The 25,642-nt window shown below is 65.8% G+C and carries 25 protein-coding genes and 1 pseudogene; 12 read left to right on the plus strand and 14 right to left on the minus strand.

Annotation, left to right across the window (positions count from 1 at the left end):
* Positions 1-786 carry a DNA-formamidopyrimidine glycosylase family protein gene (locus EV641_RS04935; protein ID WP_132470992.1) on the plus strand — a complete coding sequence of 262 codons (786 nt, stop codon included), beginning with the start codon at positions 1-3 and terminating at the stop codon, positions 784-786.
* On the opposite strand, the gene EV641_RS04940 is transcribed toward EV641_RS04935, so the two are convergent.
* Positions 771-1,352, minus strand: a complete 582-nt coding sequence (locus EV641_RS04940) for a TetR/AcrR family transcriptional regulator (RefSeq protein ID WP_132471108.1) — start codon at positions 1,350-1,352, stop codon at positions 771-773. The genes EV641_RS04935 and EV641_RS04940 overlap by 16 nt on opposite strands.
* Before the next feature lie 83 nt (positions 1,353-1,435).
* Here EV641_RS04940 and EV641_RS04945 point away from each other — a divergent pair, with 83 nt between their 5' ends.
* Positions 1,436-2,413 (plus strand): oxygenase MpaB family protein, encoded by a 978-nt coding sequence (locus EV641_RS04945; RefSeq protein ID WP_132470993.1) that lies wholly within the window; start codon positions 1,436-1,438, stop codon positions 2,411-2,413.
* A 49-nt stretch (positions 2,414-2,462) separates the two neighbouring features.
* A complete protein-coding gene (locus tag EV641_RS04950; protein WP_132470994.1) occupies positions 2,463-2,999 on the plus strand; it encodes a hypothetical protein in 537 nt (178 codons plus the stop codon).
* A 19-nt stretch (positions 3,000-3,018) separates the two neighbouring features.
* Here EV641_RS04950 and glpD read toward each other — a convergent pair whose 3' ends face one another.
* Complete coding sequence (gene glpD / locus EV641_RS04955) at positions 3,019-4,749, minus strand: glycerol-3-phosphate dehydrogenase (protein ID WP_132470995.1); 1,731 nt, start codon at positions 4,747-4,749, stop codon at positions 3,019-3,021.
* Between the two features lie 102 nt (positions 4,750-4,851).
* Here glpD and glpK point away from each other — a divergent pair, with 102 nt between their 5' ends.
* Positions 4,852-6,366: a glycerol kinase GlpK gene (glpK, locus tag EV641_RS04960; protein ID WP_132470996.1), complete on the plus strand. Its 1,515-nt coding sequence runs from the start codon at positions 4,852-4,854 to the stop codon at positions 6,364-6,366.
* Between the two features lie 13 nt (positions 6,367-6,379).
* Here glpK and EV641_RS04965 read toward each other — a convergent pair whose 3' ends face one another.
* From EV641_RS04965 to EV641_RS04980, 4 genes are all read right to left on the minus strand, one after another.
* On the minus strand, positions 6,380-7,780 hold the full coding sequence (locus EV641_RS04965) for an ABC transporter substrate-binding protein (RefSeq protein ID WP_132470997.1): 1,401 nt from the start codon (positions 7,778-7,780) through the stop codon (positions 6,380-6,382).
* Positions 7,781-7,850: 70 nt separating this feature from the next.
* The gene (locus tag EV641_RS04970; protein ID WP_054714216.1) at positions 7,851-8,672 is read right to left on the minus strand and encodes a MerR family transcriptional regulator; all 822 of its coding nucleotides are present in this window, start codon (positions 8,670-8,672) and stop codon (positions 7,851-7,853) included.
* 28 nt (positions 8,673-8,700) lie between these two features.
* Complete coding sequence (locus EV641_RS04975; protein ID WP_132470998.1) at positions 8,701-9,120, minus strand: VOC family protein; 420 nt, start codon at positions 9,118-9,120, stop codon at positions 8,701-8,703.
* A gap of 71 nt (positions 9,121-9,191) precedes the next feature.
* The gene (locus EV641_RS04980; protein WP_132470999.1) at positions 9,192-10,589 is read right to left on the minus strand and encodes an NAD(P)H-quinone dehydrogenase; all 1,398 of its coding nucleotides are present in this window, start codon (positions 10,587-10,589) and stop codon (positions 9,192-9,194) included.
* 198 nt (positions 10,590-10,787) lie between these two features.
* Here EV641_RS04980 and EV641_RS04985 point away from each other — a divergent pair, with 198 nt between their 5' ends.
* Positions 10,788-11,258, plus strand: coding sequence for a gamma-glutamylcyclotransferase (locus EV641_RS04985; protein ID WP_054714223.1), 471 nt, complete (start codon positions 10,788-10,790; stop codon positions 11,256-11,258).
* A gap of 98 nt (positions 11,259-11,356) precedes the next feature.
* On the opposite strand, the pseudogene EV641_RS04990 reads toward EV641_RS04985, so the two are convergent.
* The 4 genes and pseudogenes from EV641_RS04990 to EV641_RS05005 form a co-directional block, all read right to left on the minus strand.
* Positions 11,357-12,405: pseudogene (locus tag EV641_RS04990) on the minus strand (ABC transporter substrate-binding protein).
* A 49-nt stretch (positions 12,406-12,454) separates the two neighbouring features.
* Positions 12,455-13,387 (minus strand): TauD/TfdA family dioxygenase, encoded by a 933-nt coding sequence (locus EV641_RS04995; protein WP_132471000.1) that lies wholly within the window; start codon positions 13,385-13,387, stop codon positions 12,455-12,457.
* Between the two features lies 1 nt (position 13,388).
* Positions 13,389-14,327, minus strand: coding sequence for a TauD/TfdA family dioxygenase (locus EV641_RS05000; RefSeq protein WP_132471001.1), 939 nt, complete (start codon positions 14,325-14,327; stop codon positions 13,389-13,391).
* Between the two features lie 107 nt (positions 14,328-14,434).
* Positions 14,435-15,181, minus strand: coding sequence for a helix-turn-helix domain-containing protein (locus EV641_RS05005; protein WP_132471002.1), 747 nt, complete (start codon positions 15,179-15,181; stop codon positions 14,435-14,437).
* A gap of 230 nt (positions 15,182-15,411) precedes the next feature.
* Between EV641_RS05005 and EV641_RS05010 the strand changes: the two genes are divergently transcribed.
* From EV641_RS05010 to EV641_RS05040, 7 genes are all read left to right on the plus strand, one after another.
* Entirely contained in the window at positions 15,412-17,103 is a 1,692-nt protein-coding gene (locus EV641_RS05010; RefSeq protein ID WP_132471003.1) for an ABC transporter substrate-binding protein, read from the plus strand.
* A complete protein-coding gene (locus EV641_RS05015) occupies positions 17,103-18,104 on the plus strand; it encodes an ABC transporter permease (protein ID WP_054719673.1) in 1,002 nt (333 codons plus the stop codon). The genes EV641_RS05010 and EV641_RS05015 overlap by 1 nt, the downstream gene beginning before the upstream one ends.
* Positions 18,101-19,792, plus strand: coding sequence for a dipeptide/oligopeptide/nickel ABC transporter permease/ATP-binding protein (locus EV641_RS05020; RefSeq protein ID WP_132471004.1), 1,692 nt, complete (start codon positions 18,101-18,103; stop codon positions 19,790-19,792). Before EV641_RS05015 ends, EV641_RS05020 begins: the two co-directional genes overlap by 4 nt.
* Entirely contained in the window at positions 19,789-20,550 is a 762-nt protein-coding gene (locus EV641_RS05025; protein WP_132471005.1) for a dipeptide/oligopeptide/nickel ABC transporter ATP-binding protein, read from the plus strand. Before EV641_RS05020 ends, EV641_RS05025 begins: the two co-directional genes overlap by 4 nt.
* Before the next feature lie 22 nt (positions 20,551-20,572).
* A complete protein-coding gene (locus EV641_RS05030) occupies positions 20,573-21,079 on the plus strand; it encodes a hypothetical protein (RefSeq protein WP_132471006.1) in 507 nt (168 codons plus the stop codon).
* Positions 21,080-21,103: 24 nt separating this feature from the next.
* Positions 21,104-21,511, plus strand: coding sequence for a hypothetical protein (locus tag EV641_RS05035; protein WP_132471007.1), 408 nt, complete (start codon positions 21,104-21,106; stop codon positions 21,509-21,511).
* A 75-nt stretch (positions 21,512-21,586) separates the two neighbouring features.
* The gene (locus EV641_RS05040; RefSeq protein WP_054714682.1) at positions 21,587-21,799 is read left to right on the plus strand and encodes a DUF4287 domain-containing protein; all 213 of its coding nucleotides are present in this window, start codon (positions 21,587-21,589) and stop codon (positions 21,797-21,799) included.
* A 63-nt stretch (positions 21,800-21,862) separates the two neighbouring features.
* Here the strand turns inward: EV641_RS05040 and EV641_RS05045 are convergent, their stop codons facing one another.
* The 4 genes from EV641_RS05045 to EV641_RS05060 all read right to left on the minus strand — a co-directional run bounded on the left by EV641_RS05045 (position 21,863) and on the right by EV641_RS05060 (position 25,605).
* The gene (locus EV641_RS05045) at positions 21,863-22,537 is read right to left on the minus strand and encodes a hypothetical protein (protein ID WP_132471008.1); all 675 of its coding nucleotides are present in this window, start codon (positions 22,535-22,537) and stop codon (positions 21,863-21,865) included.
* Entirely contained in the window at positions 22,534-23,178 is a 645-nt protein-coding gene (locus tag EV641_RS05050; RefSeq protein WP_241996837.1) for a hypothetical protein, read from the minus strand. Before EV641_RS05050 ends, EV641_RS05045 begins: the two co-directional genes overlap by 4 nt.
* A gap of 106 nt (positions 23,179-23,284) precedes the next feature.
* Positions 23,285-24,391, minus strand: coding sequence for a glycosyltransferase family 4 protein (locus EV641_RS05055; protein ID WP_054714666.1), 1,107 nt, complete (start codon positions 24,389-24,391; stop codon positions 23,285-23,287).
* Positions 24,388-25,605, minus strand: a complete 1,218-nt coding sequence (locus tag EV641_RS05060) for a glycosyltransferase 87 family protein (protein WP_054714663.1) — start codon at positions 25,603-25,605, stop codon at positions 24,388-24,390. Before EV641_RS05060 ends, EV641_RS05055 begins: the two co-directional genes overlap by 4 nt.
* Positions 25,606-25,642 lie beyond the last annotated feature (37 nt).

Below are 25,642 nucleotides of genomic sequence, written 5' to 3' on the forward strand. Positions count from 1 at the left end.
ATGCCCGAGGGCGACACGGCATTCCAGACGGCCGCACGGCTGCACGCGGTACTCGCGGGAAATATCCTGACCGAGAGCGATTTCCGAGTCCCGCGGTTCGCAACGACCGATCTCACCGGTGAGACGGTGGAGGAAGTCGCCTCGCGCGGCAAGCACATTCTGGTTCGCCTGCCACAACACACCTTTCACTCGCATCTGATGATGGACGGGCAATGGCACGTGTACGAGCGCGGAACCCGCTGGCGCAAGCCGGGTTTCCAGGCCCGTGCAGTGCTCGGCACCGAACGGGTACAGGCGGTGGGGTTCGACCTCGGTTTCGTCGAGGTACTCCCTCACGAGAAGGAAACAGACGCGGTCGGGCACCTCGGTCCGGACCTCCTCGGGCCGGACTGGGATCCGGCGGTTGCGGCCGCGAATCTCATGCGTGAGCCTGCACGTCCGATCGGGCTTGCGCTACTCGACCAACGCATCATGGCCGGCGTAGGCAACGTCTACCGCAGTGAACTGTGTTTCCTACGCGGAGTCGATCCCGCAACACCCGTACGAGAGGCCGGCGACCCGGCCGCGTGGGCCGAACTCGCACACCGCGTATTGCACACCAACCGGAACAGGCCCCAGAGGGTGACGACCGGCGATCCGCGACGAGGTCGTCAGCTGTGGGTGTACGGACGCCGCGGCAAACCGTGTCTGCGGTGCGGACTACCTATCGAATCGGGAACCCTCGCCGGTGCATCCGATGCCGAACGTGTGGTCTACCGCTGTCCCGGGTGTCAGCCGTCGCGCTGAGCGTCGTGCGCGGCCCGCTCGAGAAGTGCAACGCAGTGGTGCACGAACGTCTCCCGCGGGACGGTGATCGCCCCGTCGAGATATCCCATGAACAAACTGGTCAGGGCTCCGACGAGCCCCACGGCCACCATGTGACGGACGGCGTCGTCGCCGATCTCGGTGAGTTGGGCGCTGACGAGCGAGACGAACACCGGCGCCAGTTCGACGCCTCTCCCGCTGATCGCGGGTTCGCGCAACGGCGCGAGCAGAAGCACGCGACCCATCGCCGGTTCGTCGACCATCAGGGCCACAAAGGCCCGGACCGCCGCTTCTGCCCGGCGGGTGTGCTCCGCCGAGGTCACTGCTGCGACGAGTGCATCGCGGGCACGTTCGCCCACGAGTCCGTACACCTCTCGGACGAATGCGTCGCGGTCGGTGAAGCTCTCGTAGAAGTAACGTTCGGTGAGTTCGGCAGCCCGGCACACCGCGCGCACATTCGCGACGGATCCGTCGGGAGCGCCGATGAGGGAGATCCCCGCGTCGAGGAGACGTACCCTGCGGACACGCCGGCGTTCGTCGAGGCCGATTCCCGCCCAGCTTCGGCGCGTGGTGTCCACCGTGTGCAATTCCTGTCGTTGACTACGTGTCTACCGGATCCTACTCTGACAACATGCGTAGTCAGAGATCTCCGCAGGACGCCGAGTCCACCACAACCGAGAACGATCCCCTTCCTCTCGGGCCCGATTCACTGACCTGGAAGTACTTCGGCGGATGGCGCGGGATGCTGTTCGGCCCGTGGGCCGGGTCGATGCAGAACATGCACCCCGGACTCGGCGCCGGCGTCGAGGATCACTCGCAGTTCTTCGACGAGCGATTCGAACGGCTCTACCGGTCGCTGTACCCGATCTACGGGGTCGTCTTCGACGGCGAACGCGCACCTGAGACGGCCAAACAGGTTCGCGGTTACCACAACACGATCAAGGGCGTCGACAAGTTGGGCCGCAAGTACCACGCGCTCGACCCCGGCACCTTCTACTGGGCGCACGCCACGTTCTTCTACAGTCTCGTGATCTCCATCGAATGGTTCGAGGGACCGCTCGCCCTCGAGCAGAAGCACCGACTGTTCGACGAACACGTCCAGTGGTATCGGCTCTACGGCATGTCGATGAAGTCCGTCCCCGGATCGTGGGAGTCGTTCGTCGAGTACTGGGACGACATGTGCCGCAACGTCCTCGAAGACAACAAGGCCACACGCGACGTTCTCGACCTGTCGAACCTCGACCGGCCGCCGTTCATGCGCTGGTTCCCCGAATCGGTGTGGAAGATCGTGCGCCCACCGGTCACCCGCGGATTCATCTGGCTCACCGTGGGCCTGTACGACCAGCCCGTGCGCGACCTCCTCGGATACAGCTGGAGCCCCCGCGAGGAGAAACTCCACCGACTGATCGGCCGGGCCATCGGGCTCGGCAACCGGCTGGTGCCCTGGCGGTACCGCTACCACCCGCGCGCCCGCGCCGGGTGGGATCGCGCATCCGGCCGCATCACCGCGAATACCCCGCTCGTGCACACCCCCGCCCGGAACCTGCCACCGATAGACCGCCGCGACTCCCCCATGCACTACAGCCCGGACCTTTCCGAACAACACTGAGATTGTCACAACGCTGAGATTTTCGCCGGCACCTGCCACGCTGGTCGGTATGGGACTCGACGCCAACGCACTACTCCACGGGCCGTTGTTCTCCCGAGCTACGCCACTCGACCGCAACAATGCCGCCAGCCGCATCAGCGCGTACGTCTACGGCAACGTGCTGGTGCTGGCGGTGCTCATCCCGATCGTCCCGGGGCCGAACTACGTCGGAATCGCGATCGTCCTCGGCACCGCCCTGTCGACGTTCGTGGCACACGCCTTCGCGGAATCGGTGGGACACAGCGTCCGACAGAGAAGCCGCCTCACCACCGCCGAGCGGCGGGCGGAAGTACGAGACTCAGTGCCCATCCTCACCTCGGCGGTCGTCCCGTGCGTCGTCCTCGCGATCGGGTGGCTCGGCTGGATCGAGCCGCGTACCGCTCAGCTGCTTGCGGAACTCGCGGTGCTTGTGCGGATCGGCGGCATCGCGTTCGTGATCGGACGGCTCAACGGTGAGCGTCCCAGCACTCGACTGCTGATGACCGCGGCTGCGCTGACCCTGGTCGGTGCAATGGTCGTGGTGGTCAAGGTGCTGTTCACCCACTGATCATCACAGGCACCGCGTCTCACTTCACAGGCACCGGTTCGAGGATCTCCGCGCGCGCCTCCGGAGCCGCGACGCGCAACGCATCAGCGGATTCGTCGTCCAGCCGGCTCTGCGACTCGATCTCCGCCTCGACCCGGGCCCGATACGTCTCGACCTCCCGGTCCACCGCTGCCTCGTCCCAGCCGAGGATCGGCGCCACCAGATGCGCGACCTGTTCCGCGCAGTGCATGCCCCGGTGCGAATACTCGATCGAGATCCGGGTACGGCGGGCGAGGATGTCCTCGAGATGCAGCGCTCCCTCTGCGGCTGCCGCGTAGACGGCCTCCACCTGGAGGTACAGCGGAGCGTCGGTGATCGGCTCGAGCAGTTCGGGCCGGCCGTCCGCGCACGCGAGTACGTCGTCGATCAGTGATCCGTACCGGTCGAGAAGGTGCTTGACCCGGTACGGGTGGAGCCTGTGCTGCTCGGCGAGGTGCATCGTCTGATTGACCAGGGCGAAGTACCCGTCCGCACCCAGGAGCGGCACCTTCTCCGTGATCGACGGCGCGATGCGCGACGGAATGTCCTCGGCCGCCAGATCCACCGCGTCCTCGGCCATCACACGGTAGGTCGTGTACTTGCCGCCGGCGATCGCCACCAGCCCGGGCGAGACTCGCGCGACCGCATGTTCGCGCGACAGTTTCGACGTCTCGTCGCTCTCCCCCGCAAGCAACGGGCGCAGGCCTGCGTAGACCCCGTCGATGTCGTCGTGGGTGATCGGGACGACAAGGACGCTGTTGACGTGGTCGAGGATGTAGTCGATGTCGGCCTTCGTCGCGGCGGGGTGTGCCAGATCGAGGTTCCAGTCGGTGTCGGTGGTGCCGATGATCCAGTGGTTTCCCCACGGGATGACGAACAACACCGACTTCTCGGTCCGCAGGATGATCGCCGAGTCGCTCACGATTCGGTCGCGCGGGACCACGATGTGCACGCCCTTCGACGCGCGCACCCGGAACCGGCCACGTTGGCGCGACAACGCCTGGATTTCGTCGGTCCACACGCCGGTCGCGTTGATGACCACGTGGGCGCGCACTTCGGTGACGGAGCCGTCCTCACTGTCACGCACCCGCACACCCGACACCCGGTCGGCTTCGCGCAGGAACCCGACGACCTGGGTCGAGGTTCGCACGACCGCGCCGTACTGGGCCGCCGTCCGCGCGACCGTCATGGTGTGGCGGGCATCGTCGACGACCGTGTCGTAGTAGCGGATCCCGCCGACGAGGGAGTTGCGTTTGAGTCCCGGCGCCATTCTCAGCGCGCCTGCGCGCGTCAGGTGTTTCTGCGCGGGCACGGATTTCGCTCCGCCCATCCGGTCGTACAGGAAGATGCCGGCCGCCATGTACGGCCGCTCCCATCCGCGGTGAGTGAGCGGGAACAGGAACTTCAGCGGCTTGACCAGGTGCGGCGCGAGTGTCGACAGCGACAGTTCGCGTTCGCGCAACGCCTCACGTACCAGGCCGAACTCCAGTTGCTCGAGGTATCGCAGACCCCCGTGAAACATCTTCGACGACCGACTCGACGTGCCCGACGCGAAGTCCCGGGCCTCGACGAGTGCCACGCGCAGGCCGCGGGTCGCGGCGTCGAGTGCGGCCCCCGCCCCGACAACCCCACCACCGATCACCACGACGTCGAACTGGTCGCCGCCGAGGCGTCGCCATGCTTCCTCGCGCTGCTGCGGACCGAGAATCTGTACACCTGATTGGTTGGTCACCGCACCGCTCCCTCAGTCGCCGACATGTCCTGCACAACGCTAGTAGGTTCGACCGCACAGTGCTGTGCCAGTGAACACCGTTTCGACACCTCGAGGATTCCCGTGAACCAGTACATCGCCGCGATCGACCAGGGCACCACGTCCAGCCGATGCATCATCTTCGACCACGACGGGCGTGTCGTGTCGGTTGCGCAGAAGGAACACCGGCAGATCTTCCCGCAGGCGGGCTGGGTCGAGCATGATCCCGAGGAACTGTGGCTCAACACTCGCGAGGTGGGTGCTGCAGCACTCGCAAAGGCGGATCTGCGCAGGAAGGACATCGCGGCGATCGGGATCACCAACCAACGTGAGACCACTGTCGTGTGGGATCGCGCCACCGGAAAGCCGGTGTACAACGCGATCGTGTGGCAGGACACCCGGACCGACCGACTGGTGGAGCAACTGGCGGGAGACGCCGGCCCCGACCGGTATCGGGCCACGACGGGGCTGCCGCTGTCCACCTACTTCTCCGGGCCGAAGGTCCGGTGGATCCTCGACAATGTCGACGGAGCGCGGGAGAACGCCGAGGCGGGCCACCTCGCTTTCGGCACGGTCGATACCTGGATCCTGTGGCACCTCACCGGCGGCCGCGGACAGGACGGAAACCCGCCGGGCGTCCACGTCACGGACGTGACCAACGCCTCGCGCACGATGCTGATGGATCTCGAGACCCTGCAGTGGGATCCGCAGATCTGTGAGGACTTCGGTATCCCGATGTCCGTGCTGCCGGAGATTCGCAGTTCCTCCGAGGTGTACGGACATGCACGCGAGCGTGGCCCGCTCGCGGGGGTGCCCGTGGCCGGAATCCTCGGCGACCAGCAGGCCGCGACCTTCGGCCAAGCGTGTCTGTCTCCTGGGGAAGCGAAGAACACCTACGGCACAGGAAATTTCCTTCTCCTGAACACCGGGACGACGCCGGTGCACAGCAAGCACGGCCTGCTCACCACCGTGTGCTACCGCATCGGCGATGCGGACGCCGTCTACGCCCTGGAGGGTTCGATCGCGGTGACCGGATCGCTGGTGCAGTGGCTACGTGACAATCTCGGCATCATCGACTCTGCCGCGGAGATCGAGACGCTCGCGGCGTCTGTTCCCGACAACGGCGGTGCCTACATCGTGCCTGCGTTCTCGGGTCTGTTCGCCCCTCGATGGCGTCCTGACGCACGCGGGGTGATCGCCGGTCTCACTCGTTTCGTCGACAAGAGGCACCTGGCGCGGGCCGCTCTCGAGTCCACGGCCTTCCAGACGCGGGAGGTGCTCGAAGCGATGCGCGCCGACTCCCAGGTGGACCTGAGCACCCTCAAGGTCGATGGCGGGATGGTCGCGAACGAGCTGCTCATGCAGTTCCAATCCGACATGCTCGCGGTTCCGGTCGTGCGTCCGATCGTGCCGGAGACCACCGCGCTCGGCGCGGCCTATGCCGCCGGACTCGCCGTCGGATACTGGAGCGGCGAAGACGACATCCGGCGGAACTGGGCGGCCGACAAGACCTGGAAACCCACCATGGCCGCGGAACAGCGCGAAAGTCTCTACTCGGCCTGGAACAAGGCGGTCGAGCGCACGTACGACTGGGCCTGACCCGGAGGTCCGGCTAGCCGGTGAGCCACATGCCATCGGGAATGGGCGCACCGAGACCGGACAGCCGGACCCCGTGCATGTCGTCACCTATGAGAACCGCCGGCGCGGGCCGGACGTACCACGCACCCGGGATCAGCTCGGCCAGGCGTTCCTGCACGACGGCGTAGGCCGCCTCGCGCTCGTCCACGGTGGGGCCGACACGACCGGCGTCGAGCGCCGCGTCGAGGTCGGGATCATCGATTCCCACGATGTTCCCCTCGGACGCCGAGTGGAAGCTCGACCACAGGGAATGATCGGGGTCCTGAATGGTCACGCCGTGGACCATCATGTCGAAGTCGCGCGTACCGAACCGCGCGAATGCGGCGGGGAAGTCGAGGACCTCGACCTCGACGTTGTCGAAAGCCCTCAGCTGTGCCTGTGTGGTCTCCGCGACCGCTTTGTTCTCCACGGTCGGGAATGTCGTGAAGGTGAACGACACCGGCTTCCCCTCGGCCGCCAATTCATCGAACAGTTGCTGTGCAGCTTCCGTGTCGTGGCCGCCCATCGGCACGACCTCGGCCGCCGTTCCTGCGTCTTCCGCTGTAGCGAGGGTGCTCCAGTTGCTGTCCGAGGCCAGGTCGGCGCCGCCGGTGGTGATCGAGTTGAGCCGTTGCGTGGTGTCGGCAGACGCGCGGAGCGTGAGTCCGTCCAGGTACGGCCGGGGCGCATCCCAGTAGTTCGGGTTCTTCTCGAGCTCGATGACGTCCTGTCTGAACCAGTTCGCCAGCGTGAAAGGACCTGCACCGATCGGGTTCTCGTCGAACGACGCCGCGCCCTGCTGCAACGCGTCCGGGGATGCGATCCAGTTCATCGAACTGACGATCACGCTGTGCGCGTAGTTCGGGTTCGGTGCGACCAACGTGACTTCGAGCGTCATGGGGTCGAGCACCTCGGTCGACGCGATCTGTGATGCCTCACCGATCGATCCCGACGCGGTGTCGGGGTCGCGCAACCGATCCCAGTTGAACTTGACTGCCTCGGCGTCGAGCGGTGTGCCGTCGGAGAACGTCACGTCGGGTCGCAGTGACAGCACCATCGTGGCGCCGCCGTCGTCGCTCGAGAAGTCGGTGGCCAATCCGTATTCGATCTCGAGGGTGTCGACGTCGGTGGTCATGAGTGTGCCGTACAGCGCGTTTCCCAGCAGGGACGAACCCGCATACGTATTGCTCATCGCCGCGGGGTCGAGAGTGCGCGGCTCACCCATCTGAATGACGGTCGCGACACCGCCCGCCACCGGTTCGCCGACCTCCGCCGGATCATTTCCTGCGCTACCGGAATCCGATCCGCCGCACGCGCTCAGCATCAGGACGGAACATACCGCGACGGCCGCCGCATCGATGCTGCGTTTCGTCCGCGACAGTCTTCCTCGAAACATTGGCACCTCCCGGCATCCCCGTCTGAACGAGACCGAGACTAGGTCATTACTGTAATATGCACCATAAGGTTTACCGCGGGGATGTCGACCGCTTCGCGTCAGGGTCGGACACGTGGTGCACGACCCTCGTGAGCATGTTCTCGGCTCCGACCTCTGCCGGGTCGGTGAGGTAGTACTCGCGCACCGGACCCACGGCCTCGACTCCGCGGGCCGCGAGGTCTGCGAACAGGGCGTGGTAGGCGACGGGCAGGAGTGACGCAGGTCCGGTGAAGTCCACGGCAGCGAAGAGTCCACCCGGCATGAGGACAGCGTCGGCACCGACATCGGGTGCGACCTCGATCCCCACCCCGAAGTCGACAGTTCCCTCGAGGACCACCGGGTACCGTCCGACCACCGGCGCATCCGTGTCGACGCCGAGCACGGCAGCATCCACCAGGAGACTCTCGATCGAGGCGGCAACAGTGCGGTCGAGGTCGTCCACGTCGGCGCTGCCTTCGCGCCACAGCACGACCTGATCGTCGATGCGGCGCACCCGAACGGGAAGTTCCGTCGCGGCAATCTCTTCGAGCGACCCGACGAGGGCGAGCGAGCGCAACGCCCGCTCGGCCTCATGCTCGATCCGGGCACGCTCGACGGCCAGCACATCCGCACTGCGCGCCGGATCGTCGACGATGCGCCGGATCGAGGCGATCGAGACTCCGGCCCGGCGGAGCAGACCGATCCGCAGGGCCGTCGCGAGTTGGGCAGGCGCGTAGTACCGGTATCCGGTGTGCGGATCGACCCGCCCGGGGGTCAGCAGTTCCTCGCGGTCGTAGTAACGTAGGGCCTTCACGGTGAGTCGGCACGCCTGCGCGAACTCACCGATGCTCATCCACGGTGTCCGATCGGTCATGTCGTGACAGTGCCTACCGTGACGGGACTCACCGGTCCTCCGCGAACGGAATCACCGTGATCACATCGACCAGCAGGCCGTCGGGGTCGACGGTCATGAAGTGTCGCTGCCCGAAGTCCTCGCTGCGCAGACTCAGGGCGATGGGCAGTTCTGCTGCTACCGCACACGCGTGGACAGCGTCGACGTCGTCGACCTCTACCGAGACGAGCACTCCTACAGGCGATCCGCGAAAGCCCTCCGGGATCGTCTCGTGGTCTTGTATGACGAGCCCGAGCTGCACCGATTCGGTGATCGGCGAGTGCAGCTGTACGTACCAGTCGCTGTCGTACACGACAACCAGCCCCAGGAGGCCGGCGTAGAAGTCGCGGCTGCGGCGAAGGTCGGCGACCGGGACGACGGGAAAGATGCTCTGAGTTACGGAGGTACTCCGTGCTGTGAAGGTGCTCATGCATTTCACCGTCTGCCCTCCCCTGAGGGGAGAGTCAACTCCCAGCGCCGTCATCGTGCGTGACCCGCCGATCAGTCCAGGTCGTCGTGCCGCATCAGCTGACGCGCAGCCTCGGTCACCGACCCGCTCAGCGACGGGTACACCGAGAAGGTCTGCGCGAGGTCGGTCACGTTGAGGTTGTTCTGCACCGCCAGTGCGATCGGCAATATGAGCTCGGATGCGTTGGGCGCGACGATGACACCGCCGATCACCACACCGGTCGCGGGGCGGCAGAAGATCTTGATGAAGCCGCGTCGCAACCCGGACATCTTCGCCCGCGGGTTCGTGTTGAGCGGCAGCATCACCGTGCGGGCAGGGATCTCGCCCTTGTCGATGGTGGCCTGGGTGACACCGACGGCCGCGATCTCGGGCCGGGTGAACACAGCCGCCGCCACCGTCTTGAGCTTGATGGGGCTCACACCCTCGCCGAGCGCGTGGTACATCGCGATACGTCCCTGCATCGCGGCGACCGAGGCGAGTGGCAGCAGGCCCGTGCAGTCGCCGGCCGCATAGATTCCGGGCACCGACGTGCGCGACACACGGTCGACATGCAGATAGCCACCCCGGTCGAGTTCGAGACCCACCTTGTCGAGTCCGAGACCCTGGGTGTTCGGGACCGATCCGACCGTCATGAGGGCGTGGCTGCCCTCGACGACGCGGCCATCCGACAGAAGCACACGGACGCCGCTCTCGGTGCGTTCGACCGAATCGGCGCGCGCGTGCTTGACGAGCGTGACGCCGCGTTCGGTGAGCACATCTTCGAGCACGAGTGCAGCGTCCTCGTCCTCGTGGGGCAGGATGCGGTCGCGGCTGGAGACCACGGTGACCTGAACCCCGACCTCGGTGTATGCCGACACGAACTCCGCGCCGGTCACACCTGAACCGACCACGACGAGGTGCTCAGGAAGCCTGTCGAGGTCGTAGAGTTGACGCCACGTCAGGATGCGTTCGCCGTCCGGTTCGGCGTTCGGAAGCACACGCGGACTCGCACCGGTCGCGATGAGCACCACATCGGCGTCGAGGACCTTGTCCTCACCGGTGAACAGATTGGCGCGGACCTTGTGCGCGGCCATCCCGACCTCGGGGTCGATCAGCTCACCGTGTCCGGACAGCAGCGCGATGCCCGCGGCCTCGAGTCTCGTGCGAATGTCGGCCGACTGCGCACGCGCAAGACTCTTGACACGCGCATGCACCTGCGGCAGCGCGACGGACGTGCGTTCGAGTTCGATTCCGAGATCGGTGGCGCGCCGCATGTCGGTACGGATACCGGTGGACGCGATGAAGGTCTTGGACGGGACGCAGTCGAAGAGAACACATGCGCCGCCGACGCCATCCGAATCGATCAGAGCCACCGACGCGCCGTACTGCGCTGCCACGAGCGCGGCCTCGTAACCGGCGGGTCCGCCGCCGATGATGACAATCCGAGTCATTGTTCTCCTCTGTATCGATTCCGAATAAGGGTATCGGGCCGAACACGGGCGTCCGCGGGGGTGTGCGAACTCCCGTGACAACGCTATGCCACAGCGGGGGCACAGTGCAGACAGACCGCCCGAGCGCGCCGACGGCTCCGTCACAGCAGGCAGTGCCCGGCACGGTGCGATCGAGACCGAACCGTTAGCCTTGAGGACGTGCCGATCTACGCCGCCTACGGGTCCAACATGCATCCAGAGCAGATGCTGACGCGCTGCCCGCATTCGCCGATGTCCGGTACCGGCTGGTTGCACGGGTGGCGGCTGACCTTCGCCGGCGCCGACATCGGCTGGGAAGGCGCGTTGGCGACGGTCGTCGAGGATCCTGAGTCCAAGGTCTTCGTCGTGCTCTACGACGTACCGGAGGACGACGAACGCAGCCTCGACCGCTGGGAAGGCGCCGAACTCGGCTTCCACCGCAAGATCCGAGTCCGCATCGACACGGCCGACGGCCCCATTCTGGCCTGGCTGTACGTCGTCGACGGATACGAAGGTGGACTTCCGTCGGCCCGCTATCTGGGTGTCATGGCCGACGCTGCAGAGATCGCCGGAGCTCCGTCCGACTACGTGATGAATCTACGCACCCGCAACAGCCGCAACGTGGGCCCGGGGCGTCCTGACGCTTTTTGATCGGCCGCCCGCTGATCAACGCCTTCTGACCTACAGACGGCCGACATGCATGTGTCCCGGGACGCCGAAGCGTCCCGGGACATATCGCCGGATTCCCACTATCCGGCTGCCAGCGCATTCCCGTCGGGTCCCGCGTCCGGTGGGAACGTCCCGTTCGCGTACGGGTTGTACTCGTTGGTGAACAGATCCTCGGGGTCGACCGCGCCGTCTTCCAGAATGCCGAGACGCACGCTCTGATCGATCCAGATCCCGAAGTCGTCGGCTGCGATCGGCCCGCCGGGGTCGGGCACGCCCGGACTCTTCCACTGCTGGACGAATTCGGTGCTCTCGCTACGACCCCGAGCCTCGATGACAGAGACGAATCGATCGATCACCTCGTCACGCGGTCGGGTCTGTGCCCATCGGATGGCTCGCGCGGTCCCCTGCACGAAATCGGCGACCTCGTCCGGATGCTCCGCGATGAAGTCGTCACGAAACACGAGTGCACTGTAGGAGAGAGGTCCGGAGAGGTCGATATCGGTGAACAACGGTCGCAGGCCGCCGCGGGCGAGTGCTGCGTCCTTGATGATGCCACCGAGGTTCCCCACATCGATCGCACCCTGCCGCAATGCCTGTTCCGTGTTGAGCGGAGGCACCACGACCAGTTCGACCTGTGCGATCTCGTCGTCGGACAACCCCGACCGGAACAACCATTCCTTGATCACATACTCGTGGTAGGCGCCGAGCGTGTTGATCCCGATCTTCTTCCCGATCAGATCCCGGGCGGACGTCAGTGGGCTTCCATCGAGGACGTAGTACCCGTTGAAGGTGTGCTCCGTCGTGTCTCCGTCCGCGCCGCTCACCGACACCACAGCGGTCAGTGGAGCACCGGCTCCGGCAAGCTTCGCGATCGCGCCGTGGAACGCGGAACCGAAGTCGGTCTCCCCTGTGGCTGCGTTCTGGATACTCGAGGGCCCACTGGTGTTGTCCCCCAACCACTCCAGAGAAACACGGTCGAAGTATCCGAGGTCCGCGGCAAGCTCCGGGAAGGTGACGTTGCTCGGGCTACCCTCGTATCGGAGCACCCTTTCCCGTCCGGAGACGCCGCTTCGACGCTTCCGGGTGCGGCACCACACGCCGTCGACACCAGCGCGATCACCGCAAGCATGACCGCACCCACCGAAGATCTTCCCAGTACCGACGACATTCACTGCTCCTCAGTCGTTACCGTAGAAGAGCTCGCCCACCACGGACACTGATGTTCGCCCGTCGACACCGACCGGCACATCGCCTTCGATCGTGGTGCGGTGCAGAACTCGCACCACGTCGAGGTGATCGAGATCGGTGGGCGCTTGATGGGCGGTGATCCGGTTGTCCCACACGCCGATGCTGTCGTTCTCCCATCGGATTCTCACCGTGTACGCAGGATTCGTGATCTCATCGAACAACAAGTCGAGGATCCGGTCACTCTGCCGCGGGGACACTCCGATGATCCGACTGGTGAAGCCGGGTGTCACGAACAGTCCGCGCTCACCCGTCTCCGGGTGCACGCGCACCACCGGATGCTCGGTGATGTACGGCTCCGTGGTGACATGCTGCTCCGACCGGCTCCCGGATGCCCACCTCGGTGTGCGCCCACCGAAACGGTGTTCGGCACGCAGGCCCTCGACGAATTTCTTCAGCGGCACGGGCAGATTCGCGTAGGCGGCACCCAGGTCGGTCCACGTGGTGTCACCCCCGACCTCGGGGACGAGTTCGGACCGCAGGAATGTGATCGCGGGAGGATTGACCAGCGCCGAAACATCCGAGTGCCAGAAGTTGGCGTACGAATACTTCTTGGTGCCGGACCGCTCCGCGTACTTTCGACTGTCGACCTCGAGGATCTCTTTATGGGGAGACTCCGGGTCATAGTTGTACGGATGCGAATTGGTGACCCGGCCGAAGTACCGGGTGAACGCGATCTGTTCCGCATGATCGAGCGGCTGACCGCGGAAGTAGAGGACCTTGTGCTCGAGGAGCGCCGCTCGCAGTCGCGCGACGGTGACTGCATCGAGACTCTTCCGGAGGTCGATGCCCCCGACTTCGGCTCCGAGATGGCCGGCGACGGGTGCGATCTCGAAGGTCGTCGTGGGTTCGGCGAAAGTTGTCATCTCATTCCTCGCCGCGGAATGCTGCGCCGGAGATCGACACGGACTCCCGGCCGTCCGGACCCACCGGGACATCCCCCTCGATGGTGGTGCGGTACAGCACGCGGGTGACGTCGAGATGGTCGAGATCGGTGGGTGCCAGGTGCGCGGTCGCGCGGTTGTCCCACACTGCGATACTGCCGGGAAACCAACGGAACCGGACGGTGTAGGCGGGAGCCGTGACCTCCTCGAACAGCAGATCGAGGAGGTGATTGCTCTGCGACGGCGACAGCCCGACGATGCGGGAGGTGAATCCCGGTTGCACGAACAATGCCTTCTCCCCCGTCACCGGATGCACCCGCACCACGGGATGTTCGGTGACGAAGGGGTTGGCCTGCACGCGGCGGCCGTAGTCGCTGTCGGCGGACCATTGCGGTTGACGCCCACCGAATCGATGCTCGGCACGCAGGCCGTCGACGAGGTTGCGGAGGGATTCGGGCAGGCCTTCGTACGCAGCGACCAGATTTGTCCAGGTGGTGTCACCGCCGCGCTCGGGAACCTCATGTGCGCGCAGCAGCGTTACGGCCGGCGGATTCACTACCGCCGTGACATCGGTGTGCCACTTGTTGTCATAGCTGTACTTCTTGCGACCGAAGCGTCGTTCGTACTTGCGGCTGTCGACCGCCAGGATCTCCGGGAATCCCTCCGGCGCCTCGTCGTCGTACGGGTGCGACGGCGTGACTGTGCCGAAGTGTCGGGAGAACGCGATCTGCTGCGTATGGTCGATGTGCTGATCGCGGAAGAACAGCACCTTGTACTTGTGCAGCTTCCGGCGCAGCTTCTCGGCATCGTTGCCTGCGACTGGCTTTCGCAGATCGATTCCGGTGACCTCGGCGCCGATATGGCCGGCGACCGGTCGTACGGCCAGTTCGGTCGATACAGGCGTTTCCTGTACAAGCGTCATGACATCCCCTCGGGCTGTGTGCTACTCGGCCACCTATCGGGCCGTTGCGATCACTCTTCCTCGCCGGAGGTTCCACGGGTAGTCCGTTTCCACGATGCGAAAAATACTCAGCCTGAACTTATTTCGCGCGCGATCGCGACGCGGTCGGACCCACGACCGATACGGTCGGCCGCACGGTGCATCGGAGGCACGATCTGCCGCACCACGGCGTCCGTCAGCCTCCGCCTTTGCGCCTGCACGCCGATTGCACCCCACGGCCGCCGCATGCCGTCGAACACCGGCACTGCTACAGTAAGCAGAGAAGAGTCGGACTCATCCGGAGCGACTGCAAACCCGCGCCGACGAATCTGTTCGAGTTCAGCGCGGCAGGGCGCCGCCACTCGGGAACTCGTTGAGAACGCAAGCATCACCCGGCCCATCACGCTACTCGCGACCGGTTGCCGGGCGCGTGGAATCTGGGCTTCGCAGAACTTCTCGGGAGGCCGGGCAGAAAAGAGCGTGAGTACTTCATCCGACCTCACGACACCCAAACTCGTCGTGATCTCGATGCCTGCCGCAAGCGCATAGAGCTGCGGTGCACAGAAGTCGACACCCGCCCTCACCAGTGGCGGTACCGCAAGGGTGATCAGGCCCGGGCCGATGCGATAGCCGTCGCCGCCGGGAACCCTCTCGAGCAGCCCACCACGTAGGAGCGCTTGGGCTATTCGATACGCACTGCTCACCGGAAGACCGGTGCGCGCCGCGAGCGAGGAGACCGACAGGTCGGTCGCGCCGTCGTCGAAACATGCGAGCATCGCCACAGCGCGCTCGACTGCGCGGGATCCGGACCGGGCCTCGTTCGACGGACTACTCACCATCACCTCACGACTCTCAGTGACCACCCTCTTCGCCCCACCGGCGCGGCAGGGTGATCCTGATCGGAACTCTTGTCGGCGCAGCCCCCGCAGACAACGGTTCGGCGCGGCACGATCCCAATCCGACCCGGACGGGGAGACACCCTGCACGCCACCCCCACACGTGTTATAAGGTCACGCTAACAAAAGTTAGGCAAGCCAAGCTTGACTTCGAAAGAATGTGACTCCTCGTGATACGTAGTACCCGGCGCCCCCGCGCCGTAACCCGGTCCAGTACGGCCCCGTCTCGTGCGGCACGCTCTGCCGCCCCGGCGCTGATCCTCATCCCCGCGTTGCTCGCCGCCGCATGTGGCTCGTCCGACTCGTCGACGTCCACCACGGAAGGGCCGGCTCGAGCCGAGTCGCTGACGGTCGCCGTCGCCAAGGACACCGGTCCTCTCAATATCTTCGCCGGTGCGTCCGACCAGATGACCGAGCTCGTCTACGACAAGCTGCTTTCCCCGTCGCCGTACGTCGCCGACCCGCAGCCGTGGCTGGCCACCGACGTCCGGCAGGTCGATCCCACGACCTGGGAGGTCGATCTTCGCGACGACGTCACCTGGCACGACGGCGAAGCGTTCACCGCCGACGACGTCGCCTTCAGTTTCCACTACATGCATGCCGCCCCGACCGGGCGCTTCACGCATCACGTCAACGACACTCCGTCGATCTCGACGGTGGAAGCGACGAGCCCGACCTCGGTCCGGTTCGTGTGCGACTACGCATGCCCCGAACTCGGCACGGTCACGCTCGCCGATCTCCCCGTGCTTCCCGAACACGTCTGGTCGAAGGTCGACCCAGCAACGGCCAAGGAAGTGACCGACCTCCCGATCGGCACCGGGCCGTTCGAGCTCGTGGACTACAGCCCCACCACCGGGTACAGGTTCGAGGCCAACGCCGACTATTTCGCGGGCGCTCCGACGGTCGACGAGCTGGTCATGCCGGTGATCGCGGACTCCTCGGCGGCATTCACCGCGCTCAGCTCCGGTCAGGTCGACGCCGTCGACCGCGCCCTCACCCCGGAACTCGTCGATCAGTTCACCGCCTCGAACGACATCGGTACGATCACCGTGGCGCCGCTGACCTACCCCGAGCTGAAACTCAACTTCACCCGTGAGCCCTTCGCGCAGAACGACTTCCGTGCCGCGCTGAACTTCGCGGTCGATCGGGATCAGATGCTCGACATCGTCGGCCTCGGCCAGGGCCGCCCCGGCACCCAGGGCTACGTGCACCCGGATGCACCGTTTGCCGACCCGGACGCCTCCACCCCGTACGATCCGGCTCAGGCCACCGCTCTGCTCGACTCACTCGGATGGAAGGATATCGACGGCGACGGCACCCGCGAGAACCCGGCGGGAGAGGACGCACCGTTCACATTGATCGTCAACGGTGGTGACGCGCCGCAGGTCCGCGCCGCCGAACTGATCGCCGAGGACTTCGCCGAGGTAGGTATCGACGTCGTCGTCAGCCCCCTCGACGCCGGCTCTCTCTCGGATGCGTCTGCAAAGAAGAACTTCGACCTCTACGTCACCACGAACAGTCCGCACGCGGTGGCCGACTCCACGCAGTTCATCATGTCGCACCGTTCGGGCAACCTGTGGAGTCACCCCGATCTTGCCTACCCGGAATTCGATGCGCTGTACGAGAAATGGCGCGCCACCGAGACCAACGAGTCGCGCATCGCGGCGATGCAGGAGATGCAGGAGCTGTTCAACCGTCAGCCCACCGCCATCGCCCTGTACTACCCGGACGAGACCTGGGCCTTCCGCGCCGACCGATTCGCCGGCTGGGTCGAGACCCCCGGCTACGGCATCGTCCACAAGTGGTCGTTCCTGCCCTCCGACGTCGTCGACGCCGCGAACGCGGAAGCCCCGCAGGACTGATGCCAGCCCTGCGCCGAGCGGGACAGTACGCGCTGGTTCTGTGGGCCGCGGTGACATTGAACTTCGCACTTCCACACCTGGCACCGGGTGATCCCGTCAACTATCTGTACGGCGGCGACCAACAGTCACTCGACCCGAAGTACATCGCACAGATGCGCGCAGACTACGGGCTCGACCGGCCGATCCTCGAGCAGTACGTCACCTTCTGGTCCGGCCTGCTGCGCGGAGATCTCGGAATGTCCGTACAGCACAATCGCCCCGTTCTCGATGTGCTGTGGGAAAAGCTTCCGTGGACGCTCGCGCTGGTCGGGATCGGGACGCTGCTCGCGTTCGTCATCGGCTCCCTACTCGGCGTATGGGCGGCATGGCGCCGTGGCACCGCGAAGGAAACCGGGACCGTCGTCACGGTTCTCGCGCTCGATTCGATGCCCGGTTTCTGGATCGGCATGATTCTCATCGCGGTGTTCTCGGTGACGCTCGGCTGGTTCCCGTCGTACGGCGCGGCCTCGTTCGACGCGACCGGTGTCGAATGGCTCACCGAGGTCGCGTCCCGCATGGCGCTCCCCGTCGCGACGCTCACCATCGCCGGTATCGGCGGGTTCTTCCTCATGACCCGTGCGTCGATGGTGAGCGTGCTCGACGAGCCGTTCATCCGGCTCGCCCGAGCCAAGGGGCTCGGCGAGTTCCGTGTCGCGCTCGGGCATGCGCTGCGCAACGCCCTGTTGCCCGTGTACACCACGCTCACCCTCACCGTCGGGGTGCTGCTGTCGGGTGCTGTCGTCGTCGAATCCGTGTTCGCCTACCCGGGCCTGGGCAAACTCACCTTCGATGCTGTCACCGCGCGTGACTATCCGCTGCTGCAGGGTGCGTTTCTGCTCGCCACGGTCGGCATCGTCGCCGCGAATCTACTTGCCGATCTGACCTACCCGCTGCTCGATCCTCGGGTGCGCAAGGACCGGACCGCCGCGACGAAGCGCGCACTGGAAGGGACACCGGTATGAGTCTTCTCGGCACGAAGACCCGCTCGCGTCGCCTCGCACTCGTGGGCGCCGTGATTCTGGGGATTCTTCTGCTGTGCGCGGCCGCAGCGCCCTGGCTCGCGCCGTACGACCCCACCGAACGCGTCACCCGGCCGTTTGCCGCACCCTCCACAGACCATTGGCTCGGCGCCGACGACGTGGGCCACGACCTACTGTCGATGCTCATCCACGGCGCCCAGATCTCCTTGTTCGTCGGTGTGGTCGCGGCTCTCGTCGCAACCACGATCGGCACCGCGATGGGCATCGCCGCCGGGTATGTGCGCGGAGCCGTCGACACCGTACTGATGCGCATCGTCGATGTGGTGCTGTCGTTGCCGGTGCTGCCGCTGACGATCGTCATCGGAGTCTTCGCGGGCCCCGGCCTGGGCACCCAGGTCATGGTTATCTCGGCAGTGCTGTGGGCAGGTCTCGCCCGCGAATTGCGCGCGCAAGTACTGACTCTGCGCGAGCGGGACTACATCCAGGCGGAGCGGGCCATGGGCGCAGGCCCCGTGTATGTGCTGCGTCGGCATGTCCTTCCCGCGATTCTGCCACTGGTGATCCCGCAGTTCGTACTTACCGTCAAGACCGCGATCCTGCTCGAGGCATCACTGGCGTTCCTCGGGCTGGGCGACATCTCGGCGGCGAGCTGGGGGGCGATGCTGTCGATGGCCCACGCACGCAACGCCTTCCTCACCGACGCATGGGTCTGGTGGGTCCTGCCGCCGGGCATCGCCATCGCGGTCACCGTGCTCGGGTTCGCGTTGCTCGGCAATGCTATCGAGGAACGGTCGCGCCCGATCCTCACGGCCCACCAGTACCGGCTGCGTCGAAAGGCGCGGCCGGCGGAGGCACCTCCTGTCGACGAGATTCCGGTCGCACCGCTCGTCGTCGACGGCCTGACGGTCGTGTACGGCGAGCAGGGCAGCGGCGCAACGAAGGTGTCGTTCGCTGTCGAGGCGGGTGAACTCGTCGGCCTCGTCGGCGAATCGGGCAGTGGGAAATCGACCGTTGCCGCCGCGACGCTCGGGCTGCTCCCCTCCGCAGCAAGGATCACGTCCGGACGTGTCCTCGTGTCCGGCCGCGATGTCGCCGCGCTGCCGAACGAGGAACTACGAGCGCTCCGTGGGAACCGAATCTCCCTGATCCCGCAGGAAGCGCTGAGCGCGCTGAACCCTGTGCGCAGCATCGGATCCCAGATGGACGAGGCGATTCTGGTGCACCGCCCGTGCAGCCGACACGAGGCGCGTGATCGAACGCTCGAGTTGCTCACACAGGTCGGACTCGGCGCCGACCGCGCCGCCGCGTATCCGCACCAACTCTCGGGCGGTATGCGCCAGCGGGTCGTGATTGCGATGGCACTGGCCAACGAACCGGATGTGGTGATCGCCGACGAACCGACCAGTGGTCTCGATGTTCTCCGTGAGGCGGAGATACTGGCGCTGCTCGATGACCTCCGCAGACACCACTCGCTCGCACTGCTCATCGTCACGCACAACCTGCCGGTCATCGAGCGCATCGCCGATCGCATCGCGGTGATGAAAGACGGCGAACTCGTCGAGATCGGCACGGCCTCGCAGATCGGCACCGACCCTCGGCATCCGTACACCCGCAGGCTGGTCGACGCTGCGCCGCGGCTCGAATCCCTCCGGGAGAAGGTAGCTCGATGAGCGCATTGCTCGAAGTCGATTCGTTGTCGGTGGTGTTCGGCGGGTCCCCCGCTGTGGACGACGTGTCCTTCCGGCTCCGCACCGGCGAATCCGTCGCCCTGGTAGGTGGTTCGGGGGCCGGAAAGTCCACGGTTGCGCGGGCGATCGCCGGGCTCGTCTCCGCGACGTCGGGCCGCATCGTGTTCGACGATGTCGACCTGACCACCGCCTCGACACGCGCGGGTCGAACGCTGCGGCGCGGCATGCACCTGGTCTTCCAGGATCCATACGCCTCGCTCCCACCGGGGATGCGTGTCGGCGACATCGTCGCCGAGCCGATGGTGATCCACCGAATCGGCGACAGAACCGCCAGGCGCGACTCCGTCCTGGACGCGCTCGCGTCGGTGCGGCTGACTCCGGCAGCCGATTTCGTCGACCGCTACCAGCACGAGTTGTCGGGTGGGCAGCGACAGCGCGTCGCGTTCGCGCGAGCACTCGTGACCCGGCCCCGACTCCTGCTTGCCGACGAACCCACCAGCGGACTCGACGCGTCGCTGCGCGTGGAGATCGTCGATCTGATGTCCGATCTGGCACGCACCCAGGATCTCGCCGTCCTCCACATCACGCACGACCTGGCGCTCGCAGCTCGGAGCTGCGACGCCGTCATGGTCATGCAGGACGGGGTGGTCGTCGAAACGGGAAGTTCCACTGAAGTGCTCACCAATCCCTCGCACCGATACACGGCGGCATTGGTGGCCGCCGCGACCGGCGCACAGTGAACAACTACAGGAGAGATACGACATGTCTGCACAACTTGATCTGATCGACAACGGGATGCCCATCGACTTCACCGTCGACGACGTGATGAAGTACCACGGCCCCGGATTCCCAGGAGGTGTCGCCCACGCCGTCAAGGTGCTCGAGCGCGCCCTGCCGGCCCTGAGTCCCGACGCCCCGGCCGAGCGTCGCGAGATCACCATCTCCACCGCACATCGCGGTCCGGGCGTACGCGACACATTCGAAGTGGTCGCACGCGCCGTCACGGAGGATCGGTTCACAGTGGATTCGACGCTCGAGCGCACCGACCGAGGCTCGACCCTCGAGCGCTACGTGTTCGTGCTCTCCTACCGCGCCACCACGGTGCGCCTCGAGATCCGCGAAGGTTTCGTCACCGACGAGTTCATCAACCTCGGCCGCAAGGCGGATCGCACCGACGCCGAGAACGCTCGGCTCACGGTCCTCAAGCAGGAGATGGCCGATCGTCTGCTCGCCGCACCCGCGGACGAGGTCTACGACATCGTGGGATAACCGCGGGTCCGTACTGTACGACCAATGCCCTCCCCACGCACACCATTGATCCTGCTCACTGTCGCCGCCGCGTCGGTGGCGACCTGGTTCGCGTGGCTCGGATGGGGGACCGGTTACCGAACACTGCCGGACGGCAGTGTGACAGGGCCGTATTCGACGATGCAGGTGGTCGCGTCCGGAGTGACGATCACCTGCATCGTCGTCGTCGGGTGCCTGGCGTTGCGCCGCTCGGTCAGGGGCAGCATCGCGGTGGTCACGTGCACGACCGTCGGGTTCGCGCTCGCGTGGGGGCGCAACGCAGCAGCGAGCGACGAGAGCGGACTGTGGGTCGTGGGTCTGCTGTTACTCGTAGCAGGCACTGCTGTCGGAGAATCCGCGGTCGCGGTGCTCACCTGGCTCGTGTCTCGCCGCGTAGTGCAACACCGGCGCTGAGCGAGGTGGCCGCTGGTCGAGGTGGACCAGCGACGTTCGCCGAACGTGTCGGACACCCCGGTTACCGTCCCGAGCATGACCGACATACCCAAGGGCCCCGAATCGTATTTCCCGTCCATCGAGAAGAAGTACGGCCGACCGATCGAGGAGTGGAAGGCGTTGATCCGCTCGTCCGAACTGACGAAACACATGGAACTCGTGAACTGGCTGAAAACCGATCACGAAGTGGGGCATGGTCACGCGAATGCTCTTGTCGCCCATATCCTGAGCGAATCCGGGGCAGAGTAGGCCGGCGCCCGGTCACCGACAATGCGGTGGCCGGGGCGCCGTCGTCTCACGTATCCGACGTACTCATGTGTGGTCTACCCAGCGCAGAAGCGCGTAGAGGAATCGGGTCGCGCCCGGCATGAAGTTGCTGCCGTGGTGGTAGGTCGGATCGAGGGTCGTGACGATCAGTCGCCCCGCGGTCGAGACGGTGTCCTCGTACAGCATCATGCCCGCGTCGTGCGCATCACCCGCGGCGTCGGGCTCCTCGGAGACGATCAGCGGTACCACGTCTGCGTCCGTGCGCAGCAGTCCGTGGTGATGCCAGATCGCCGACTTGGTGGTCAGGTACTGCCATGATTCGTGGTCGTGACTACGGGTGCGGATCAACGGATCCTCCCCGTGGAGCCACCACCAGAAGTTCGTCGGCCGCGGTTCCCATTCGACGCCGGGAAGCCAGGTGTGGACGTGGTTCTCGCCGAGCACGACTAGGGTGCCGCCGCGCTCGGCGACAGCGCGGAACTGCGCGGCGTGGCGGGCGACGAGGTCGGGGTGCAGGCGGTCGGCGAGGATCACCGTCGAGTAGCCGTCGAGGTCTCCGTCGACGAGGTCTGCGAGATAGTGGAATTCCGGCTGGTGGGCGAGCACCGCCGGGTCCTTCATCGTCTGCAGGTGCGGGTAGGAGCCGCCGTGGACGAGCGCGAGTCGCGTGCCCTGCTGGGGCGCACGGTCGGTACGGGAGAAGGGTTCGACGGTCGTCACCGCTGCACCAGCCAATCGATGAGTTGCGTCGTCAGTTTCGAGGAGCTGTTGGGGTCGTTCGCCCAGCCTGTGAGGTCGTTGCCGCCGTGCGCAAGTACCTGCCCCTGTCCCAATGGGTAGACGTAGTCGAGGGGCAGAGCGTGGCGCCCGATCCGGGTGGCAACGTGGGCGTCCACCGGAATCTTGTCGATGTAGCCGCGCGCGTAGAACCCTGTGACACCCTTTCGAGTACTCAGATCGACAGGATCGACGCCGGCCCATACCGGGTGCGGGTCGCCGAGAGTGATCGCCAGGTCTTTCGGACCGGTGTACGCGAGCTTGCGCCACACACCCAGCCCCGGAAGGAATTCGGTGAGCACATGTCCCATGACCGCGACCCGGCCACCCGAGGTGACGAACTCGGTGAGCAGGTGCTTGTTTCGCTCCAGGAAGATCTGGTCGGAACCTCCACCGATGATCAGGCCGCGTACCGACGAGAGGTCTGTGTGAGGAAGGCGGTAGAGGTCGACCTCACCGAGCCGGGGGTCGCCGTGGACACCCCCCTCGAGATTGTCGCTTCCCATGGTGATTCGTAGGACCGGAGCGAGTGCGGCGGAGACAACTTCGCCTGGGTCGGGAGCGGTGCGTTCAGGTGCTGACACAGGATTCTTCCGCTAGGTCGAGCATGACGCTCGTGAGGCAACGTAACGGTTCATAAGGTAAGCCTTTCTTAACTGATGGTCAACTTCGTGTACCTCCGCAAGAGGTTCACTCCAAGAGACCGGCGAGCGTCTTCCAGGTGGCGTCCCATGACCAACTCTGCGCCCACTCCCGCCCGGCGCTACCCATTCGGGCCGCAACATCGGCGTCGTCGAGCAGCAGGAGCAAAGCCTTCGACAACTCCGCATCGTTCGCCGTCACCAAACCTGTTGCACCCGCGCGGACGGTTTCCGGCGCACCACCCGAGTTGCCCGCGATGACCGGAAGTCCTGCCGCGGACGCCTCCAGGAACACGATGCCCAGACCTTCCTCCTCGAACCCCGCCCTGCGAGTTCGGCAGGGCATCGCGAAGATGTCGGACGCTGCGAGCACGGCGGGAATCCAGGAGTGAGGAAGACCGCCGACGAAGGTCACCACATCGGTTACGCCGAGTCGCCGCGCGAGCGCCTGCAGGTCACGACGGCGAGGCCCGTCGCCGACCAACACGAGACGGGTGCCCGGGTGGCGGTCGTGGATCATCGGCATGGCCCGGATCAAAGCGTCCTGCCCTTTTCTGCGCACGAGTCTCGCAACGCACACAATCACCGGTCCCCTGTGTGCCCGATCGGGACCGTGTCGTTTCGGTGCCGCGAACAGACCGGGGTCGACCCCCGGGGACAGCCGCGTGAAGCACGTTCGGTCGGGTACGACAGACCGCAGCACTGCCTCGGTGTGGTCGCTGATGTAGGTGAAGACATCCACACCGTCAGCCATGTGCCGCAACCATGCCCGGGTAGGCCGCAGTTTCGCCCACCAGGTTTCGTGCCCGTGGCTGGATGCGACGATGCGCTGCACACCGACCGTGCGGAGAGGACGCGCGAGAGACGAGAGCGGCGCGGCAGCGGCGAACCAGACACGATCACACCCGTGCTCGACCGCGATCGACTGCACCGTCCGTGCCATACGCCGGGTGGGAAGAAGCATGCGCGAACGATCCCTGATCACCCGAAACGGCATCTGCGCATCGTGGTGGAAGGCACCCGGTTCCGCGGAGGTGTAGACGATCACGTCAGCCGGATCGAAGCGGCGGACCATCTCGAACGCGAACGTTTCGATACCTCCTTGCCTGGGAGGAAAATCGTTTGTCACGACCAGGATGCGGTTATGTGGCTTCACCGAGTCGTCTCCGTCCGGTTCGTCTGCACCCGAGTCCGCGCGGAGCGACAGGTCGTGTCCAGCGCGAACACGACTGCGGTGCCACCGAGAACCAGCGGGTAGACGAAGTACCCGAACCGGGAAGTGGGAGCGAGCAGGAAGCCAACCGAGAGGCCGACGGCAGCGAACGAGGCAGCACGAACGAAGGAGTCCGGCGGATTCCGCACCAGCACCACGGCAGCACAGACTCCTGCAACGGCCAGAACGGCCGAGGTGAGCGTCGCGCCGTACGGCACCAGACGCGTCAATGCCCCACCGACGAGCGACTCTCCGGCCGGGGTCACGATATCCGTGCGCCCCAGAGGAAAGAGAAGTGTGTGCTCGACGAAGGCCTCCGGGTCAGTGAAGGCCGGAATGTGGAACACGACCGTCAACGCCGCGCACGTTGCCCCCGCCCGCAGGGCGGTGCGGCGGTCGTATCGCGCACACATCAGAACGAGCGCGACCACGAAGACCGGGACCACGAGCGGTTTGAGAGCACACGCGAAGGCGAACGACACCACCGTCGTCACCACCCGGCCTCGGGTCGCCGCCGCAAGGCCGAGAAGTGCAGCGCCCACAACCGGAAGATCGACTCCTCCGACCGCCATGGGCAGTGCAACCACCGGCGACGCGATCAGAACCGTGAGCTGTATCCGGGACCGTCGCGGAAGCGGCCGGGCCAGGACCAGCTTCGACGCCAGCAGGACACACGCAACGAAGAACAGTGCGAACCAGATCCGCGGATCACCGATCCTGTTCTCCGGAAAAAGCTGCGAGGGAACACCGAAGAGTGTCATCGCTGGGCCGTACGGATTGTACTCGGCGAGGACCGACGGGTCCGGAACGTAGGGGCTGCCCGTGGTGATCAGAGAAGCGACCGACTCCGCGACCACCGACACCTCGAGCTGCGCGGTGTGTGTCGCGATCAGCGCCGTTCCCGGCGCCACTACGGCGCCGATCACCGCAGACACCGCGGCCGGCGTGAGGCGTCGCCTCGCTGCAAGCGCAGTGGCCACCGCGTATCCGGCGACTGCCCACAGGGCCCAGACGCGATGCGGATGCAGCTGCGTCACTACCCCGTAGGCGAGAACGACCACGGAAAAGGCCGCGTAGGTCAGCGTCCATCGATGGGCGAACAGACCGGCCGAGACGAAGCGTGCCCGGTCGTGAATGTGAGTGCGCTCGAGTAGCATACGGAAAACGCTACGGACGCATGCTCATCCGAACATC

The organism is Rhodococcus sp. SMB37 (genome assembly GCF_004345605.1).
Classification (GTDB): Bacteria; Actinomycetota; Actinomycetes; order Mycobacteriales; family Mycobacteriaceae; genus Rhodococcus.

Coding starts and splice junctions, on each gene's coding strand:
- EV641_RS04935 (WP_132470992.1), top strand. CDS start 1: ATGCCCGAGGGCGACACGGCATTCCAGACGGCCGCACGGCTGCACGCG.
- EV641_RS04945 (WP_132470993.1), top strand. CDS start 1,436: ATGCGTAGTCAGAGATCTCCGCAGGACGCCGAGTCCACCACAACCGAG.
- EV641_RS04950 (WP_132470994.1), top strand. CDS start 2,463: ATGGGACTCGACGCCAACGCACTACTCCACGGGCCGTTGTTCTCCCGA.
- EV641_RS04965 (WP_132470997.1), bottom strand. CDS start 7,780: ATGTTTCGAGGAAGACTGTCGCGGACGAAACGCAGCATCGATGCGGCG.
- EV641_RS04970 (WP_054714216.1), bottom strand. CDS start 8,672: ATGACCGATCGGACACCGTGGATGAGCATCGGTGAGTTCGCGCAGGCG.
- EV641_RS04975 (WP_132470998.1), bottom strand. CDS start 9,120: ATGAGCACCTTCACAGCACGGAGTACCTCCGTAACTCAGAGCATCTTT.
- EV641_RS04980 (WP_132470999.1), bottom strand. CDS start 10,589: ATGACTCGGATTGTCATCATCGGCGGCGGACCCGCCGGTTACGAGGCC.
- EV641_RS04995 (WP_132471000.1), bottom strand. CDS start 13,387: ATGACAACTTTCGCCGAACCCACGACGACCTTCGAGATCGCACCCGTC.
- EV641_RS05000 (WP_132471001.1), bottom strand. CDS start 14,327: ATGACGCTTGTACAGGAAACGCCTGTATCGACCGAACTGGCCGTACGA.
- EV641_RS05015 (WP_054719673.1), top strand. CDS start 17,103: ATGCCAGCCCTGCGCCGAGCGGGACAGTACGCGCTGGTTCTGTGGGCC.
- EV641_RS05020 (WP_132471004.1), top strand. CDS start 18,101: ATGAGTCTTCTCGGCACGAAGACCCGCTCGCGTCGCCTCGCACTCGTG.
- EV641_RS05025 (WP_132471005.1), top strand. CDS start 19,789: ATGAGCGCATTGCTCGAAGTCGATTCGTTGTCGGTGGTGTTCGGCGGG.
- EV641_RS05030 (WP_132471006.1), top strand. CDS start 20,573: ATGTCTGCACAACTTGATCTGATCGACAACGGGATGCCCATCGACTTC.
- EV641_RS05035 (WP_132471007.1), top strand. CDS start 21,104: ATGCCCTCCCCACGCACACCATTGATCCTGCTCACTGTCGCCGCCGCG.
- EV641_RS05040 (WP_054714682.1), top strand. CDS start 21,587: ATGACCGACATACCCAAGGGCCCCGAATCGTATTTCCCGTCCATCGAG.
- EV641_RS05060 (WP_054714663.1), bottom strand. CDS start 25,605: ATGCTACTCGAGCGCACTCACATTCACGACCGGGCACGCTTCGTCTCG.